Origin of the sequence: Halomonas sp. BDJS001 (assembly GCF_026104355.1) — a bacterium.
Classification (GTDB): domain Bacteria; phylum Pseudomonadota; class Gammaproteobacteria; order Pseudomonadales; family Halomonadaceae; genus Vreelandella.
Window position 1 is genome coordinate 1314401 of record NZ_CP110535.1, and the last position, 13951, is coordinate 1328351.

Below are 13951 nucleotides of genomic sequence, written 5' to 3' on the forward strand. Positions count from 1 at the left end.
TTTTAAGACCGTTCTTGTAAGGCTGCTCTTAAAAGAAAACGGGCCATCGTTCGAGTCACATGCAACCAATGGCATGAATCGATGAATCTTCACGAGTATCAAGGTAAACAGCTGTTTGCCGACTATGGTCTACCTGTGTCAAAAGGCTTTGCAGTGGACACGCCCGAAGAAGCGGAAGAGGCGTGTAAAAAATCGGTGGTGACATGTGGGTGGTTAAAGCCCAGGTGCACGCCGGTGGCCGTGGTAAAGCGGGTGGCGTTAAGCTGATTAAAGATCCGGCTGAAGCGAAAGCCTTTGCTGAGCAGTGGCTGGGTAAGAACTTGGTTACCTTCCAGACTGACGAAAAAGGTCAGCCGGTGGCCAAAATTTTGTTGAAACCTGCACCGACATCGCCGACGAACTGTACCTCGGTGCTGTGGTTGACCGTACTACCCGCCGTGTGGTCTTCATGGCCTCTACCGAAGGTGGTGTAGAGATTGAGACCGTTGCAGAAGAGACGCCGGAAAAGATTCTGAAAGCCGAAATCGATCCGCTGGTCGGCGCACAGCCGTACCAAGCGCGTGAACTGGCCTTTGCTCTGGGCCTGAAAGGTGACCAGATCAAGCAGTTCACCAAGATTTTCTTAGGTCTGTCTCAGTTGTTCCACGACAAAGACCTAGCGCTATTGGAAATCAACCCGCTGGTTGTGACCGACGAAGGCAATCTGCACTGCCTCGACGCCAAATTGGGTCTAGACAGCAACGCGTTGTACCGTCACCCCGACCTGCAGGCGATGCGTGATCCTTCGCAAGAAGATCAGCGCGAAGCCGATGCGGCGAAGTGGGAGCTTAACTATGTCGCGCTTGATGGCAACATCGGCTGCATGGTTAACGGCGCAGGCTTGGCCATGGGCACCATGGACATCGTCAACCTGAGCGGCGGCAAGCCCGCTAACTTCCTGGATGTAGGCGGCGGCGCCACCAAGGAGCGCGTGGCTGAAGCGTTCAAGATCATCCTCTCTGACGACAATGTGAAAGCCGTTCTGGTTAACATTTTCGGCGGTATCGTACGTTGCGACATGATTGCTGAAGGCATTATCGGTGCCGTTGAGCAAGTGGGTGTCAACGTACCGGTTGTCGTACGTCTGGAAGGTAACAACGCCGAGCTGGGGGCTGAGAAATTAGCGTCTAGCGGTCTGAATATTATCGCGGCTACCAGTCTGACCGACGCGGCTCAGCAGGTCGTTAAAGCGGCGGAGGGCAAGTAATGAGCATCCTGATCGATAAGAACACCAAGGTCATCTGCCAGGGCTTTACCGGTGGCCAAGGCACGTTCCACTCCGAGCAGGCGATTGCCTACGGTACGCAAATGGTCGGTGGTGTTACGCCGGGTAAAGGCGGCCAGGAGCACCTCGGTCTGCCCGTTTTCAACACCGTGAAAGAAGCGGTAGCGAAAACCGGCGCGGAAGCCAGTGTTATCTACGTACCGGCGCCGTTCTGTAAAGACTCAATCCTTGAAGCGGCCAACGCCGGTATCAAGCTGATTGTGTGCATCACTGAAGGCATCGCCACGCTAGACATGCTCGAAGCCAAAGTGAAGTGCGACGAGCTGGGCGTACGCCTGATCGGCCCCAACTGCCCAGGTGTTATCACGCCGGGCGAATGCAAAATCGGCATCATGCCGGGTCACATTCACCAGCCGGGCCGCGTAGGCATCGTATCTCGTTCTGGTACCTTGACCTATGAAGCCGTTAAGCAGACCACTGATCACGGTTTTGGTCAGTCTACCTGTGTAGGCATCGGCGGCGACCCGATTCCGGGCTCTAACTTCATCGACATCCTTGAGATGTTCGAGAAAGACCCGAAAACCGAAGCCATCGTCATGATTGGTGAAATCGGTGGTACGGCGGAAGAAGAAGCAGCGGCTTACATCAAAGCCAACGTTTCCAAGCCAGTGGTTTCCTACATTGCCGGTGTGACTGCGCCTCCTGGCAAGCGTATGGGCCACGCGGGCGCGATCATCTCTGGCGGTAAAGGCACCGCTGACGAGAAGTTTGCTGCCCTTGAAGATGCCGGTGTTAAAACCGTGCGCTCTTTGGCGGAAATCGGCGACGCGCTGAAAGAAGTCACTGGCTGGTAAGTCACTGACGTTTAGCTGCACGCGATAAGGGCGCCCCTCGGGGCGCCCTTATTCATTTGTGCTACCGTGCCGGTGATCGGCGCAGCATGCGATAGCTGTACAGCACAAACAGCGGTGCGCCCGCCGCCAAATATAAATGGTAGCTCACCAGCCGCCAGATCAGTACCGCTGCAGCGGCCTGTTCGCGCTCCATCAGCGGTAGCAACAGAGTACCCACGCCTACCTCCGCAGCACCCGCGCCTCCAGGCAGAAAGCTAAACTGGCTGGCAGCCATGGCCAGCATTTGAGTTAAAAACGTCCACATCCAATCTGCATGACCGCCGACTCCCAGCACTGCCAAATAGAGCAAACTATAGCGCATCAGCCAATGCATCGTGGTCAGTAGGAGCATTGCAAATAACGTAGAGCGCGGCAGCTTAAGCGTTACCTTTAAGGCATGCCGACAGCGTAGAAGGCGTCGTGCCAGCCAGCGCCGCCGATAGCGGTTTGGCCAGGGGGTGTTTATGCTGGGAGAACGCAATAAACTGGGCAAATAGCGCATTACCGCAACCACCACTGTGGCCAAAAAGGCTAAACCGACCAGCGCCCACTGCACCAGCGATTGATGGGGCCATTGGGTGTCGCTTAGTAACGAAAAGAGCACTAGGCCGCTCAGCATCGCCAGGAAGAACAGTAGGTCACAGCCTTGATCAATCAGGAACATCGCCGCGCCTTTAGCGGGCGGGAAGCCGCGCTGGGCAAGCAGCATCAGTAGGGTGACTGGGCCACCGCTGCCGCCTGGGGTGGCACACAGGGCAAACTTAGACGCCAGCTCAATACCCAGGGCACCGCGTTGACCAAGCCTGCCTGCTCGGCCACTCAGCATCAAGCGCATTCTCATTGCATTAAGATTCCAGCATAGAAACGCTAGCAAAAGCATTAATAGCAACAGTTCGAGTGGAAACTGCTTTACCCGCTCTAACGCCTCTGCGCCGCCCAGCCAAGCGGTGAGCACCAGTGGCGTCATCAGCGCCAAGATAATCATTACGCCGTGGATGGGTCGCCACTTGAGTAGCTGACGGAAGTTAGTGGTGTTGGTGGAGTGCATACGGTTGGCTGCTGTGGCAAAGGTGTTGATAGTGCTCAAGCAGTGAGTGCATCACGCCATCCCAATTGAAATGGCGTTCTACATGGCGGCGTGCATAGTGCCCGCTGGAGGCCACATCATTGCTAAATAGCGCCACGCACGCCTCAGCCATGGCCGTGGGATCAAGCGGCTTACATAAAATGCCTGCACCCAACGGCACGTTTTCTGCCAACGCCCCTGCGTTTGCTGCTACGACTGGAATCCCGCTCGCCATGGCTTCCTGGGCAATTAATCCGAATGTCTCCCGAGTGCCCGCGTGCAGCAAGGCATCGCTACTGGCGAGTGCCTTCGCTACCTCGTGGGCGCCACAGCAGCGATCCACAATGGTGACATTGCTGGGTACGTGATGCGGCATACCGGGGCCCATTAGCAGCAAATGGTAATCGCTGCCTAGCTGACGCATCGTCGCCAGTAACACGTCAATATTCTTCTCGCGAGAATTACGCCCCACAAAAATCAGCAGCTTTTTATCGCTGGGTATGCCCATGGCTTGGCGGAAAACTGGGTCATGCTGCTGTGGGTTAAAGTGCGCCAAATCGACGCCCAGCGGTTGAACGCGAACGTTATCAACGCCCCATTCCCGCAGCCGGTTCGCCATGGCATGACAGGGTGCCAGCACGCTATCAAACTGGCTATAGAGTGACGTGACATAGTGGGTTAAGCGCTTCTCAACGTAGCGCCCAAAACGATCCCCCATTAAGCGCGGAAGATCAGAGTGATAGAACCCCACCACCGGCACGCCGAGCCGCTGGCCCGCAACCAGCGCCGCCCATGCCGTCACGTACGGGTCGCCAGCCTCAATCAGGTCGGGCTTTAGAGCAATCAGGGTATCGCGCCAGGGTGAGCCTCGCAGCGGAAAACGGTAGCCCTGACCTAACGGCAGATGTAACGCTGGTAAGGTGTGGTGGTCGCCGAGGCTATCGCGCTCCGCCCCCGGCACCAGCAGGCTGGTACGCAGCTGTGGAATGCGCGAAAAAACACGGTGTTTGGCCTGTAAATAGGTGCGCACGCCGCCGCTGGCGGGGGCATGAAACATCGTCACATCGGCAATGTGCAAGCTCACCTCCAACCAAAATGAGTGTCATCGTTTCACCATAAAGGAGAAATAAGTCAGTTCGACGACAGCGGTTATAGGGGCGGTATAAAAAAGCCACGGCTCTCAATCGAGAGCCGTGGCTTAATAACCGCTTTATATATTGCCTTAGACGACGGGACGTGCCACCAGCGAACGAGTCTCTTCGCGGGCTTCGGTCAGTGCTACCCGAATAGGATCGCCAAGCTTATAACGCTCTTCGCCTTCGATTTGGATACGGCCCTCTTTATCATCAATCACCACTTTGCTGCGGTCACTGTGCATTAAAGGCGCGGGCACAAACGCCGTTGCGCCGTTTTCCAGCAGACGAACGCGCATGCCGCCACGGTTGATGGCCATGATTTCGGCCTCAAAGGTGTCCTGGTTCTGCGCGGAGGGCGTCAGGTAACGCACGTAGAGCCAATCCTTCACATCGCGTTCGGCCATACGGTTCAGGCGGCGACGCTCAGTCAACTGCTCGGTGAGCTGCTGGGTAGCCTCGGCGGGCGCCTGTTCGCCTTTCAACACGCGCTTGATCAAGCGGTGATTGACCATATCGCCATACTTACGAATTGGCGACGTCCAGGTGGCATAGGCAGCCAAGCCTAAACCAAAATGCGGGCCGGGCTGTGCGGACATCATGGTAAAGCCCTGGAAACGGCGCAGGCGCGCATCCAGCCAAGCGTCATCGCGGCTTTCCAGCGCACGCTTCAGCTCAGTGTAGCGGGCCAGCTCGGTGAGCGCTTCGCGCTCGACGATGATCTCTTGCCCGGCCAAAAACTCCTGGGCGGCTTCGGCTTTTTCCGGCTCAAAGGCACGGTGCACGTTAAAGATACCGTGGCCGATGTGCTTGGCCAGGAAATCCGCACAGCATGCGTTGGCCACAATCATCGACTCTTCGATCATGCGGTTGGCAATGCGGCGCTCTTCGGTGCGCACGGCCAATACGTTGCCAGCGGGATCAAGGTCAAACACATAGTCGGGGCGGTCTTTAAACACCAGCGCGTGTTCGTTACGCCAAGCGGTACGCGCCTCGGTCAAATCGCGCAGTGCGGTGAGCTGCTCAGCGATCTCATCCGCGGGTGCCCAGTCGCCTTGACCTTCGATCCAGTCGGAGACGTTGTCGTAAACGAGCTTGGCATGGGATTTAACGTTCGCCGCAAAAAAGCGGTAATCACCCATGCTGCCGTCGGCATTAATATCCAGCGTACAGGCTAGTGCAGGGCGCTCCTTGCCTTCCCACAATGAGCAGAGATCATCCGCTAGCTGCTCTGGCAGCATCGTGACGTTTTGGCCAGGCAGGTAAACGGTAAAGGCGCGGGTGCGAGCTTCCAAGTCAGCCGCATGGCCCTCTTCCACGTAAGCGGTGGGGTCGGCAATGGCCACGCTTAACCGCCAGCCGCCTTCCGCACGAGTAGATACGTGCAGCGCATCATCCATATCGCGGGTCTTTTCACCATCAATGGTGAAGAAGGGCGTGGACGTTAAGTCTTCGCGAGTTAGGCCTTCATCAATTAACGGCCAGTCGGTGCCTGCATCGGGGCACTCTTGCTCCAGCGCATGGCGAGCCAGCGTAACGCGCCACGGTACTGCCGGGTCATCGCTTTTCGCAACCAATTCATCAATCTGGGCAAAGAAAGCGCGATCGTCGGCTTTCAGCGGGTGGCGCACCAAACGCGCAACGACCCAGTCACCGTCAGCAATGCTCTCTTCATCAAGGCTGTTCTTAATCCGTGCCTTGATAACATTTTTAATCGACGGATGGTCGGGCACGACGGACAGGCGGCCTTCACGTTTCTGCACGCGGGAAACAAACCGATCCAGCCCAGCTTCAATCAGCTTTTCCGGCTCAATGGATTTTTTGTCACCGTTCTCGTGAATCACGCCTTCCACGCGATCACCGTGAATTACCTGCTTCATGGCGGGCGGCGGCACGAAATAGGATTCACCGTCGTCGGTTTCGAGAAAACCGAAACCTTTGTCGGTGGCTTTGATCACCCCTTCAGCGCGGGGGGTGGTTTGACGAATCTGTTGCTTGAGCTGGGCAAGCATGGCGTTGTTCTGAAGCATGAGCTCAATCAGTTGGCGAGAGTTAGGGTGCCACTATACGGATTCCCGCAGGCTGCGCCAATTGTCGCTATGTGAAGTTCTTTTTGTTCTCGATTTATCAATAACCTACATCTTCCCTGTTAGCTGGGTAATTACCCTGTGGGCAGAGTGGAGTGGGGCTATTCGGTTGTGGTAGCTGTTGATTGGCACTTGATTGGTATTGAATTATGTCTATATTGGTATTCAATTGGTATTGTTTGTCGTACGGAGGTATCCATGGATCCACGCTTTAGCCACCTGCACCTTGACCCGCAGGGCGCGACACCGCTCTACCAGCAGTTAGCCCGTCAGTTGGAGAATGCCATCGAGACGGGTGCCTGGGAGAGCGGCGAGGCGCTACCTTCAGAGCGGAGCTTGGCCGATACCCTCAATGTCTCGCGTATTACCGCGCGTAAGGCATTGGATTGTCTGGCTGAGCTGGGGCTCATTCGTCGTAGCCGTGGTTCTGGCACTTTCATCACGCCGCGTCTTAATCAGTCGTTAACCCGATTGGTGAGTTTCACCGAGCTACTGACTCAGCGTGGTTTTACGCCCAGCTCTCGATGGTTAGAGCGCAGGCTGGCAACTCCCAATGTGGAAGAGAGTATGCGTCTTGGTTTGGGTGCCGATGCCCAGGTGGCGCGCCTTAAGCGTTTACGCTTGGCCGATGATGTGGTGATGGCGGTAGAGGATAGCTGCCTACCTGTTTCAGTACTGCCGGATCCCCAAGCAGTAGAAACGTCTCTCTATGCGGTACTGGAAGCCAGCGGTAAGTCAATGGCTCGAGCCCTGCAGCATGTTACGGCCATCAATGCTGACGCAGAGCTAGCGGGGCTCGCCGAGGTAGTCGAGGGGCAGGCGCTTCTTAAGATCACTCGGCTAGGGTATCTGGCCGATGGCACGCCAGCAGAGCTTACGGTGACTTACTGCCGCACCGATTATTACGACTTTATGGTCGAACTGACTCGCTAGGAAACGTTATGCAATTTGGCAATATCCTGACCTTCGAGGGCTGGCGCCTGGGGGAGATTCACTGGGAAGGGGGGCGTATCAAGCGTATCAGCGGCGAGCAGGTCGACCCTGATACCAACGCTCATCCTCGCATACTCCCCGGCTTTATCGATTTACATGTGCATGGGGGCGGCGGCGCTGATGTTATGGAAGGGGGCGAGGCTCTGGCTACCTTGGCCCGCACCCATGTGCGCTTCGGAACCACTCGGCTGCTGGCCACTACCATGACTGCGCCAGACGACCACATCAGAAGGACGCTGCGGGATATCGCGGCTTATATGCAGGCACCCGCGCCCCTGGCAGCCAAAGTGCTGGGCGTGCATTTGGAGGGGCCTTATATCAACCCTGGTAAGTTAGGCGCCCAGCCAGCCTATGCCCGGACGGGGTTGATCGAGGAGCTAGATGAGCTGTGCAGTCTGGCGCCGATTCGCCTGATTACCCTTGCCCCAGAACTCTCCGGCCATATGACTCTGATTCGCCACCTCAGCGAGCGCGGCGTTCGAGTGCAGCTAGGGCACACCCTGGGGAGCTATGAAGAAGGGGTCGAGGCTCTGGCTCATGGTGCCTGCGGATTCACCCACCTATTCAATGCCATGACCGGCCTGCACCACCGTAAGCCAGGTATGGTCGGAGCCGCGTTGGCCCATGCCCAGTATGCCGAGCTGATTCCCGACCTGCTGCATGTCCACCCTGGTGCCATCCTGACTGCCTTGCGCTGCATCCCCAATCTCTATGCGGTGACTGATTCCACCGCCGCTGCTGGCATGCCTGACGGCGATTACCGCCTGGGTGAGCAGACCGTCACCAAATGCTTAGGTGGCGTACGTTTGGCCGATGGCACCTTGGCCGGTAGCACGCTGACCATGGATCAAGCGCTGCGTAACTTCGTAAGCCTCGGACTTACGCTGGCTGAGGCTTCTGACCGCCTATCCCGCATTCCCGCTGATTTTCTGGGGCTTGGCGATATAGGTCGGCTTGAAGAAGGCGCTGCGGCTGACTTCGTTGTTCTTGACCCTCAACTCCAACTCCAAGCGGTCTTTGTAGAGGGCCGCTCTATCTTAGGAGGTGCCTGATGTCCCTGATGCTCGATGAAGCCCGCAGCGCCCCGGAAATTATCCGGAGTCAACTGCGGCGAAATGCACCCATGATGGCTGATTTGGCCGAGCAACTGCGTCAGTCGCCGCCGGTTTCAGCGGTAACCGTGGCCCGCGGAAGCTCCGACCATGCCGCCAGTTACTTTGCCTATCTGTGCATGAAGCAAAACGGCATCCCAGTGGCCTCGCTACCCCCTTCATTGACGACACTGGCCAAGGCTCCTTGGCGGACTAACGGCCATCTGGTCATAGCCGTCTCCCAGTCAGGGCAGAGCCCTGATTTGGTTGCTACCCAGCAGGCGTTAGCGACCAGTGGTGCCCGCACATTGGCGCTGCTCAATACGCAGGGGACACCGCTAGGGGCGGCCAGTGGCACAGAGATCCTTCTCCATGGCGGGGAGGAAAAGAGCGTTGCGGCCACCAAAAGTTACCTGGCTACCCTCTCTGCCATGGCTCAACTACTGGGTCACTGGAACGAGGATCACAGCTTATTAGCCGCCCTGGAGGGATTGCCAGAGCGCCTGGAAAAAGCCCTTGAGCAAGATTGGGCGCCGGCGGTAGAGGCATTGCAGTCAGCCGACAGGATGATGGTCATTGGCAGGGGCGCTGGTCTGGCGGTTGCCCAAGAGGCGGCACTGAAATTCAAAGAGACCTGTGCCATTCAGGCCGAGGCCTTTAGCGGGGCTGAAGTTCGCCACGGCCCGATGGCGTTGATAGGCCCTGATTACCCAGTGCTGGTATTCGCGCCGCCCGGGCCGGAGCAGGCCGGGCTGCTAACGCTGGCCGAATGGCTAGAGAGCGTTGGGGCCAAGGTATTGCTAGCAGCCGATGCGAGCGTGGCTAACCGCCAACTAACGTTGGTGGACGCGGGCCACGAAGACCTGCAGCCGCTGTCCGTTATCCAAAGCTTCTACGTCATGGTGGCAGCCCTGGCGGCGGCCCGGGGCAGTGACCCGGATCGACCCCGGCACCTTAACAAGGTTACCTGCACACTTTAATAGCTGATAGCTAATAACAAAGACAAAGCGGGAGTATTCCCATGTCCGATGCAAGTCAAACCCTAACCCTGCTAGCCCCTGTAGAAGGGGTGGTGATTCCCCTCAACGAAGTGCCCGACCCTGTTTTCGCTGGCTTAGCGCTAGGCGATGGCATTGCCCTTGACCCCCTCGGCGAGTGCCTACATGCTCCCTGCGACGGAGAGGTAGTGCAATGTGCCCGCACTCGCCACGCCCTGACACTGCGAACCGACGCTGGCCTAGAGCTGCTGATTCACCTGGGACTGGACACGGTGGAATTGCAGGGCCAGGGCATCGAACTTTTGGTGGCGGTTGGCGACCAAGTCCGCGCCGGTGAACCGCTGTGCCGCTTTGACGCCGATGTACTGGCGCTGGGTGCCTCTGCGCTTATCACGCCCATAGTGGTCACCGAACCCGCTGGCTGGCGCCTGTTGCCGCCCCGCCATGGCAAGGGGGAGCGAGTTGCCCTAGGCGAAAAGCTGATGGTGCTTACGCGCACCTCAGCGGAGCAGGGCGAAGCCGCAATGACCAAAGGCCCATTAGTGGAGCGTTGCCTAACGCTCGCTCTCGCGGCAGGGCTGCATGCCCGTCCTGCGGCGCGGCTAAGAGCGATCGCACGGGAGTACGATGTTGATTTGGAAGTGCACCGTGAGCCAGCGGCAGAAGGTGCTAGTGCGAATGCTGAAAGCTTAAGTGCGCTAATGAACCTTGGCTTAGTCGCAGGCAGCCCTTTGCGTCTGATTGCTCAGGGCACTCGGGGGGAGGTCGCTTTGGACGCCGCTGAAGCGCTGCTGACGACTCCCGAAGCCGAGGAGCACGCTGTAGGCAAGCCCCCAGTGGGGTTTCAAAAACCGCTTGGGGTAGGGGAAATGGCCGGCTTGGTCGCCAGCTATGGCTTGGCGACTGGCCCGCTGGTGGTTTATCAACCGCCACTGCCTAGTGTGCCTTACGACGGCGAAGGTGGAAGTGTAGAGTCCCCACGCCTTAAACAGGCATTGAACCGTATCAGTGAGGACTTAGCAAAAGCCGAGGTGCAGGCGACACAACAAGGGCAGGTCGCCGAGGCGGAAATCTTCGCAGCCCATGGCGCTTGGCTTGAAGATCCCAACTTAGTCGCGGCGGCAGAGGCGCGGATTGGTGATGGCCGCAGTGCTGGCCAAGCCTGGCGGGAAGCATTAGACGCTGAAGCAGAGCGGCTTGCTACTAGCGGTAACGACTTGCTGGCTGCCCGTGTCACGGATCTGCGCGACCTGCAGCGATGTGTGATGGCGGCGCTGAGTAACGACCATCAACAGGCAGCGCCTGAGCTGCCCGAAGGCGTCATCTTGGCGGCGGAGGATTTAACCCCTTCGGAGTTAGTGGTCGTAGCTGACCAGCACCCCGCTGGGCTTTGTCTTGCTGGCGGTGGCACCACTTCTCATGTGGCTATCCTGGCGCGGGCTCGGGGTATCCCTTGTCTAGTGGCCATGGGGCAGGGGCTATTGGAAGCAGCTCATGAGGCCTCCCTTGAAAGCGTCATTCTAGATGCCGAGAACGGCTGCTTGGCACTGAAGCCAACGTCGATACAACTGGCCGAGATGGCTGAGCGGATTGAGGTTCGCCGACAGCAAGCCGAGACGGCGCGGGCGGCCGCTCATGAGACAGCCATTACCTTGGACGGACGTACTATTGAGGTGCGCGCTAATATTGGTGGCGCCGAGGAAGCGCGCCTAGCGGCAGCATCAGGTGCCGATGGCGTAGGCCTGCTACGCAGCGAGTTTCTGTTCCTAGAGCGAGATAACGCCCCGGACGAGGAGTCTCAGTGCAAAGAGTATCAAGCCGCTTTGACGGCTTTAAACGGTAAGCCAGTGATTATTCGCACGCTGGATATCGGCGCCGACAAGCAGCTTCCTTATCTACGTTTGCCAACCGTGCCTAATCCAGCGTTAGGAGTTCGCGGCGTGCGCCTTTGGCAAAGCCAGCCCAAGCTTTTGGAGACACAGCTACGAGCGTTACTGGGTGTTACCCCGTTGCAAGCGCTGCATATCATGCTGCCTATGGTGAGCGAGGCCTCCGAACTACGCGAAGTGCGCCAGCGTTTAGAGGCGCTAGCCGCTGAGTTAGGGCTGAGTGAACGGCCGCGTTTAGGGGCCATGGTCGAAGTGCCTAGCGCCGCACTCTGCGCTGCCAGTCTTGCCGACGAGGCAGACTTCCTTTCCATTGGCACCAACGACTTAACCCAGTACACCCTCGCTATGGATCGTGAAGATCCAGCGCTTGCTAGCCGGGCTGATGTACTCCACCCGGCGGTACTGCGTCTGATCCAAGCGACGGTCGCTGGCGCCGCCAAGCGCTGTTCCGTCGGCGTATGTGGCAGTGCGGCCAGTGACGAACTGGCTGCTCCTTTGCTAGTAGCTTTGGGGGTCGATGAGCTCTCAGTAGAGCCTGCGCGAATTCCGGCGGTCAAGGCTGCTTTGCGCCGTCTGGACACCGCCGCCTTGGCAGCAAAGCTCCCTGAGCTACTGGCCCTTCACGATGCTATCGCGGTGCGTCGGCGCCTCGGCGAGCTGTTGGCGCTTGACGATGCAGCTCCATCAGCCACAAGTTCCACAACAACAACTCCCCTCGTGAGGTGCTGATATGACCGTCATGACTCTTGGATCCCGTCTTATGGGCGGTCTACAGCAGCTTGGCCGCTCCCTAATGCTGCCGATTGCAGTGCTGCCTATCGCTGGCCTGCTATTACGTCTAGGCCAGCCAGATCTACTCGATATCGCCTTTATTGCTAGTGCAGGTGAGGCGATCTTCGCTAACTTAGCGCTGATTTTTGCCATCGGTTTGGCAGTGGGCTTTGCCAATGACAGCAATGGCGCAGCGGGCCTGGCCGGTGTCATTGGTTACTTGGTTCTCGATGCAGTGCTGAACTCTCTCAATCCAGAGATTAATATGGGAGTGTTGGCGGGTATCATCATCGGCAGCGTGGCGGGTTTGCTTTATAACCGCTACCAAGCAATCCAACTGCCTGACTACTTGGCTTTCTTCGGCGGGCGGCGCTTTGTGCCTATTGTCACCGGCCTTGCCGCTGTGGTTCTGGGGTTCGCCTTCGGGGCTATCTGGCCTCCCATCCAGCACGGTATTGATTCGCTGGGCCAATGGCTCATTGATGCTGGTGAGTTAGGGCTATTTGTCTATGGAGTGCTCAATCGGCTACTGATCGTTACTGGCCTGCACCATGTGCTCAACAGCTTGGTATGGTTTGTTTTTGGCAGCTTTGACACGGCATCTGGGGCGGTAGTTAGCGGGGATCTTAATCGCTTCTTCGCAGGTGATCCTACCGCAGGCCGCTTTATGGCGGGCTTTTTCCCAGTGATGATGTTCGGCCTGCCAGCCGCAGCGCTGGCCATGTACCATGCAGCGCCGAAGGGACGACGTGCGCAGGTGGGCGGTCTTCTGTTATCGCTGGCATTGACCGCTTTTCTGACCGGCGTCACCGAACCCATTGAATTCACTTTTATGTTTTTGGCGCCGCTGCTCTATGTCATGCACGCTTTGCTGACCGGTATCTCAGTGGCTCTGCTGCACTGGCTTGATGTTAAACTGGGCTTCACTTTTTCCGCCGGGGCCTTCGACTTCGCGCTCTCGTATGGGCTTTCTACCAATGGTTGGCTGATGTTGCCGGTAGGGTTGGCCTATTTCATTATTTACTACACGATTTTCCGCTGGGCGATTGTGCGTTTCGACCTGCCAACGCCGGGTCGTGACCCAGAGACAGTAGCGCCCGTTGGGGCGGAAGCTGCTCCCAGTGAGCGAGGCCCAGCCTTCGTTGCCGCTCTGGGGGGCGCAGCAAACCTGCAAAGCGTTGGCGCCTGTACGACTCGGCTTCGCTTAGTATTGGACAACCCTGATGCTATCGACGAGGCGGCTCTCAAGACGCTCGGATCACGCGGGCTCCTGCGCCTTCAAGGCGGTGGACTTCAGGTCATTGTAGGGCCTATCGCCGACGCAGTGGTTGATGATATACGCGCCGCGCTAAGCGCCACTGGTGAAGCACCGGTGCAGCCTGCCGAACCAGGGTCGCCTAACTCTGTTGCGCCCCCGTCAATGGCCATAGCGCCCATAACACCTCAGACTCGTCAGGCTTGGGAGCAAGCGCTGGGCGGTGCGCGCAATGTGCATAGTGCAACAGCGGTGGCATCCACTCGGCTGCGTTTGGAACTAGCTAATGTCTCTGTGCTAGACGAGACGGCTCTGGCTGGCCTGGGGGCCCACGGCCTGCAGCGACTGCAGCGAGGTGTGATCCATATAATCTTGGATGAACAAGCAGAGGCGGTCGCCCTGGGGCTATCATCCCATTGATCTTGCCCAATGGCCGAGCCTGTGAGGTGGAGCGGCCATTGGGCCTGGTGTCCTAGCCAGCGACGGCTAGGCGTCCCAGGAATCAATCGGT

The 13951-nt window shown here is 58.0% G+C and carries 9 protein-coding genes and 1 pseudogene; 7 read left to right on the plus strand and 3 right to left on the minus strand.

What is annotated here, in order from left to right:
• Window positions 1-81: 81 nt before the first annotated feature.
• Together sucC and sucD are read left to right on the plus strand one after the other, a co-directional pair.
• Window positions 82-1246 (plus strand): annotated as a pseudogene (sucC, locus tag OM794_RS06065) (ADP-forming succinate--CoA ligase subunit beta).
• Window positions 1246-2118 carry a succinate--CoA ligase subunit alpha gene (sucD, locus tag OM794_RS06070; RefSeq protein WP_009287300.1) on the plus strand — a complete coding sequence of 291 codons (873 nt, stop codon included), beginning with the start codon at window positions 1246-1248 and terminating at the stop codon, window positions 2116-2118. The pseudogene sucC and the gene sucD overlap by 1 nt, the downstream one beginning before the upstream one ends.
• Before the next feature lie 61 nt (window positions 2119-2179).
• Here the strand turns inward: sucD and OM794_RS06075 are convergent, their stop codons facing one another.
• The 3 genes from OM794_RS06075 to OM794_RS06085 all read right to left on the minus strand — a co-directional run bounded on the left by OM794_RS06075 (window position 2180) and on the right by OM794_RS06085 (window position 6386).
• Window positions 2180-3205 (minus strand): lysylphosphatidylglycerol synthase transmembrane domain-containing protein, encoded by a 1026-nt coding sequence (locus OM794_RS06075; protein WP_226248589.1) that lies wholly within the window; start codon window positions 3203-3205, stop codon window positions 2180-2182.
• Window positions 3183-4301 (minus strand): glycosyltransferase, encoded by a 1119-nt coding sequence (locus OM794_RS06080; RefSeq protein ID WP_226248590.1) that lies wholly within the window; start codon window positions 4299-4301, stop codon window positions 3183-3185. Before OM794_RS06080 ends, OM794_RS06075 begins: the two co-directional genes overlap by 23 nt.
• Before the next feature lie 144 nt (window positions 4302-4445).
• Entirely contained in the window at window positions 4446-6386 is a 1941-nt protein-coding gene (locus OM794_RS06085) for an exoribonuclease II (RefSeq protein ID WP_226248592.1), read from the minus strand.
• Window positions 6387-6641: 255 nt separating this feature from the next.
• On the opposite strand from OM794_RS06085, the gene OM794_RS06090 reads away from it, so the two are divergent.
• Genes OM794_RS06090 through nagE form a run of 5 tightly spaced genes read left to right on the plus strand, consistent with a single transcriptional unit; the run spans window position 6642 to window position 13860 of the window.
• A complete protein-coding gene (locus OM794_RS06090) occupies window positions 6642-7376 on the plus strand; it encodes a GntR family transcriptional regulator (RefSeq protein WP_226248594.1) in 735 nt (244 codons plus the stop codon).
• An 8-nt stretch (window positions 7377-7384) separates the two neighbouring features.
• Window positions 7385-8488: an N-acetylglucosamine-6-phosphate deacetylase gene (gene nagA / locus OM794_RS06095; protein ID WP_226248597.1), complete on the plus strand. Its 1104-nt coding sequence runs from the start codon at window positions 7385-7387 to the stop codon at window positions 8486-8488.
• On the plus strand, window positions 8488-9507 hold the full coding sequence (locus OM794_RS06100) for an SIS domain-containing protein (RefSeq protein WP_226248599.1): 1020 nt from the start codon (window positions 8488-8490) through the stop codon (window positions 9505-9507). Before nagA ends, OM794_RS06100 begins: the two co-directional genes overlap by 1 nt.
• A gap of 41 nt (window positions 9508-9548) precedes the next feature.
• Complete coding sequence (ptsP, locus tag OM794_RS06105) at window positions 9549-12143, plus strand: phosphoenolpyruvate--protein phosphotransferase (protein WP_226248601.1); 2595 nt, start codon at window positions 9549-9551, stop codon at window positions 12141-12143.
• Between the two features lies 1 nt (window position 12144).
• Window positions 12145-13860 (plus strand): N-acetylglucosamine-specific PTS transporter subunit IIBC, encoded by a 1716-nt coding sequence (nagE, locus tag OM794_RS06110; protein ID WP_226248604.1) that lies wholly within the window; start codon window positions 12145-12147, stop codon window positions 13858-13860.
• The last annotated feature ends 91 nt before the right edge of the window (window positions 13861-13951 follow it).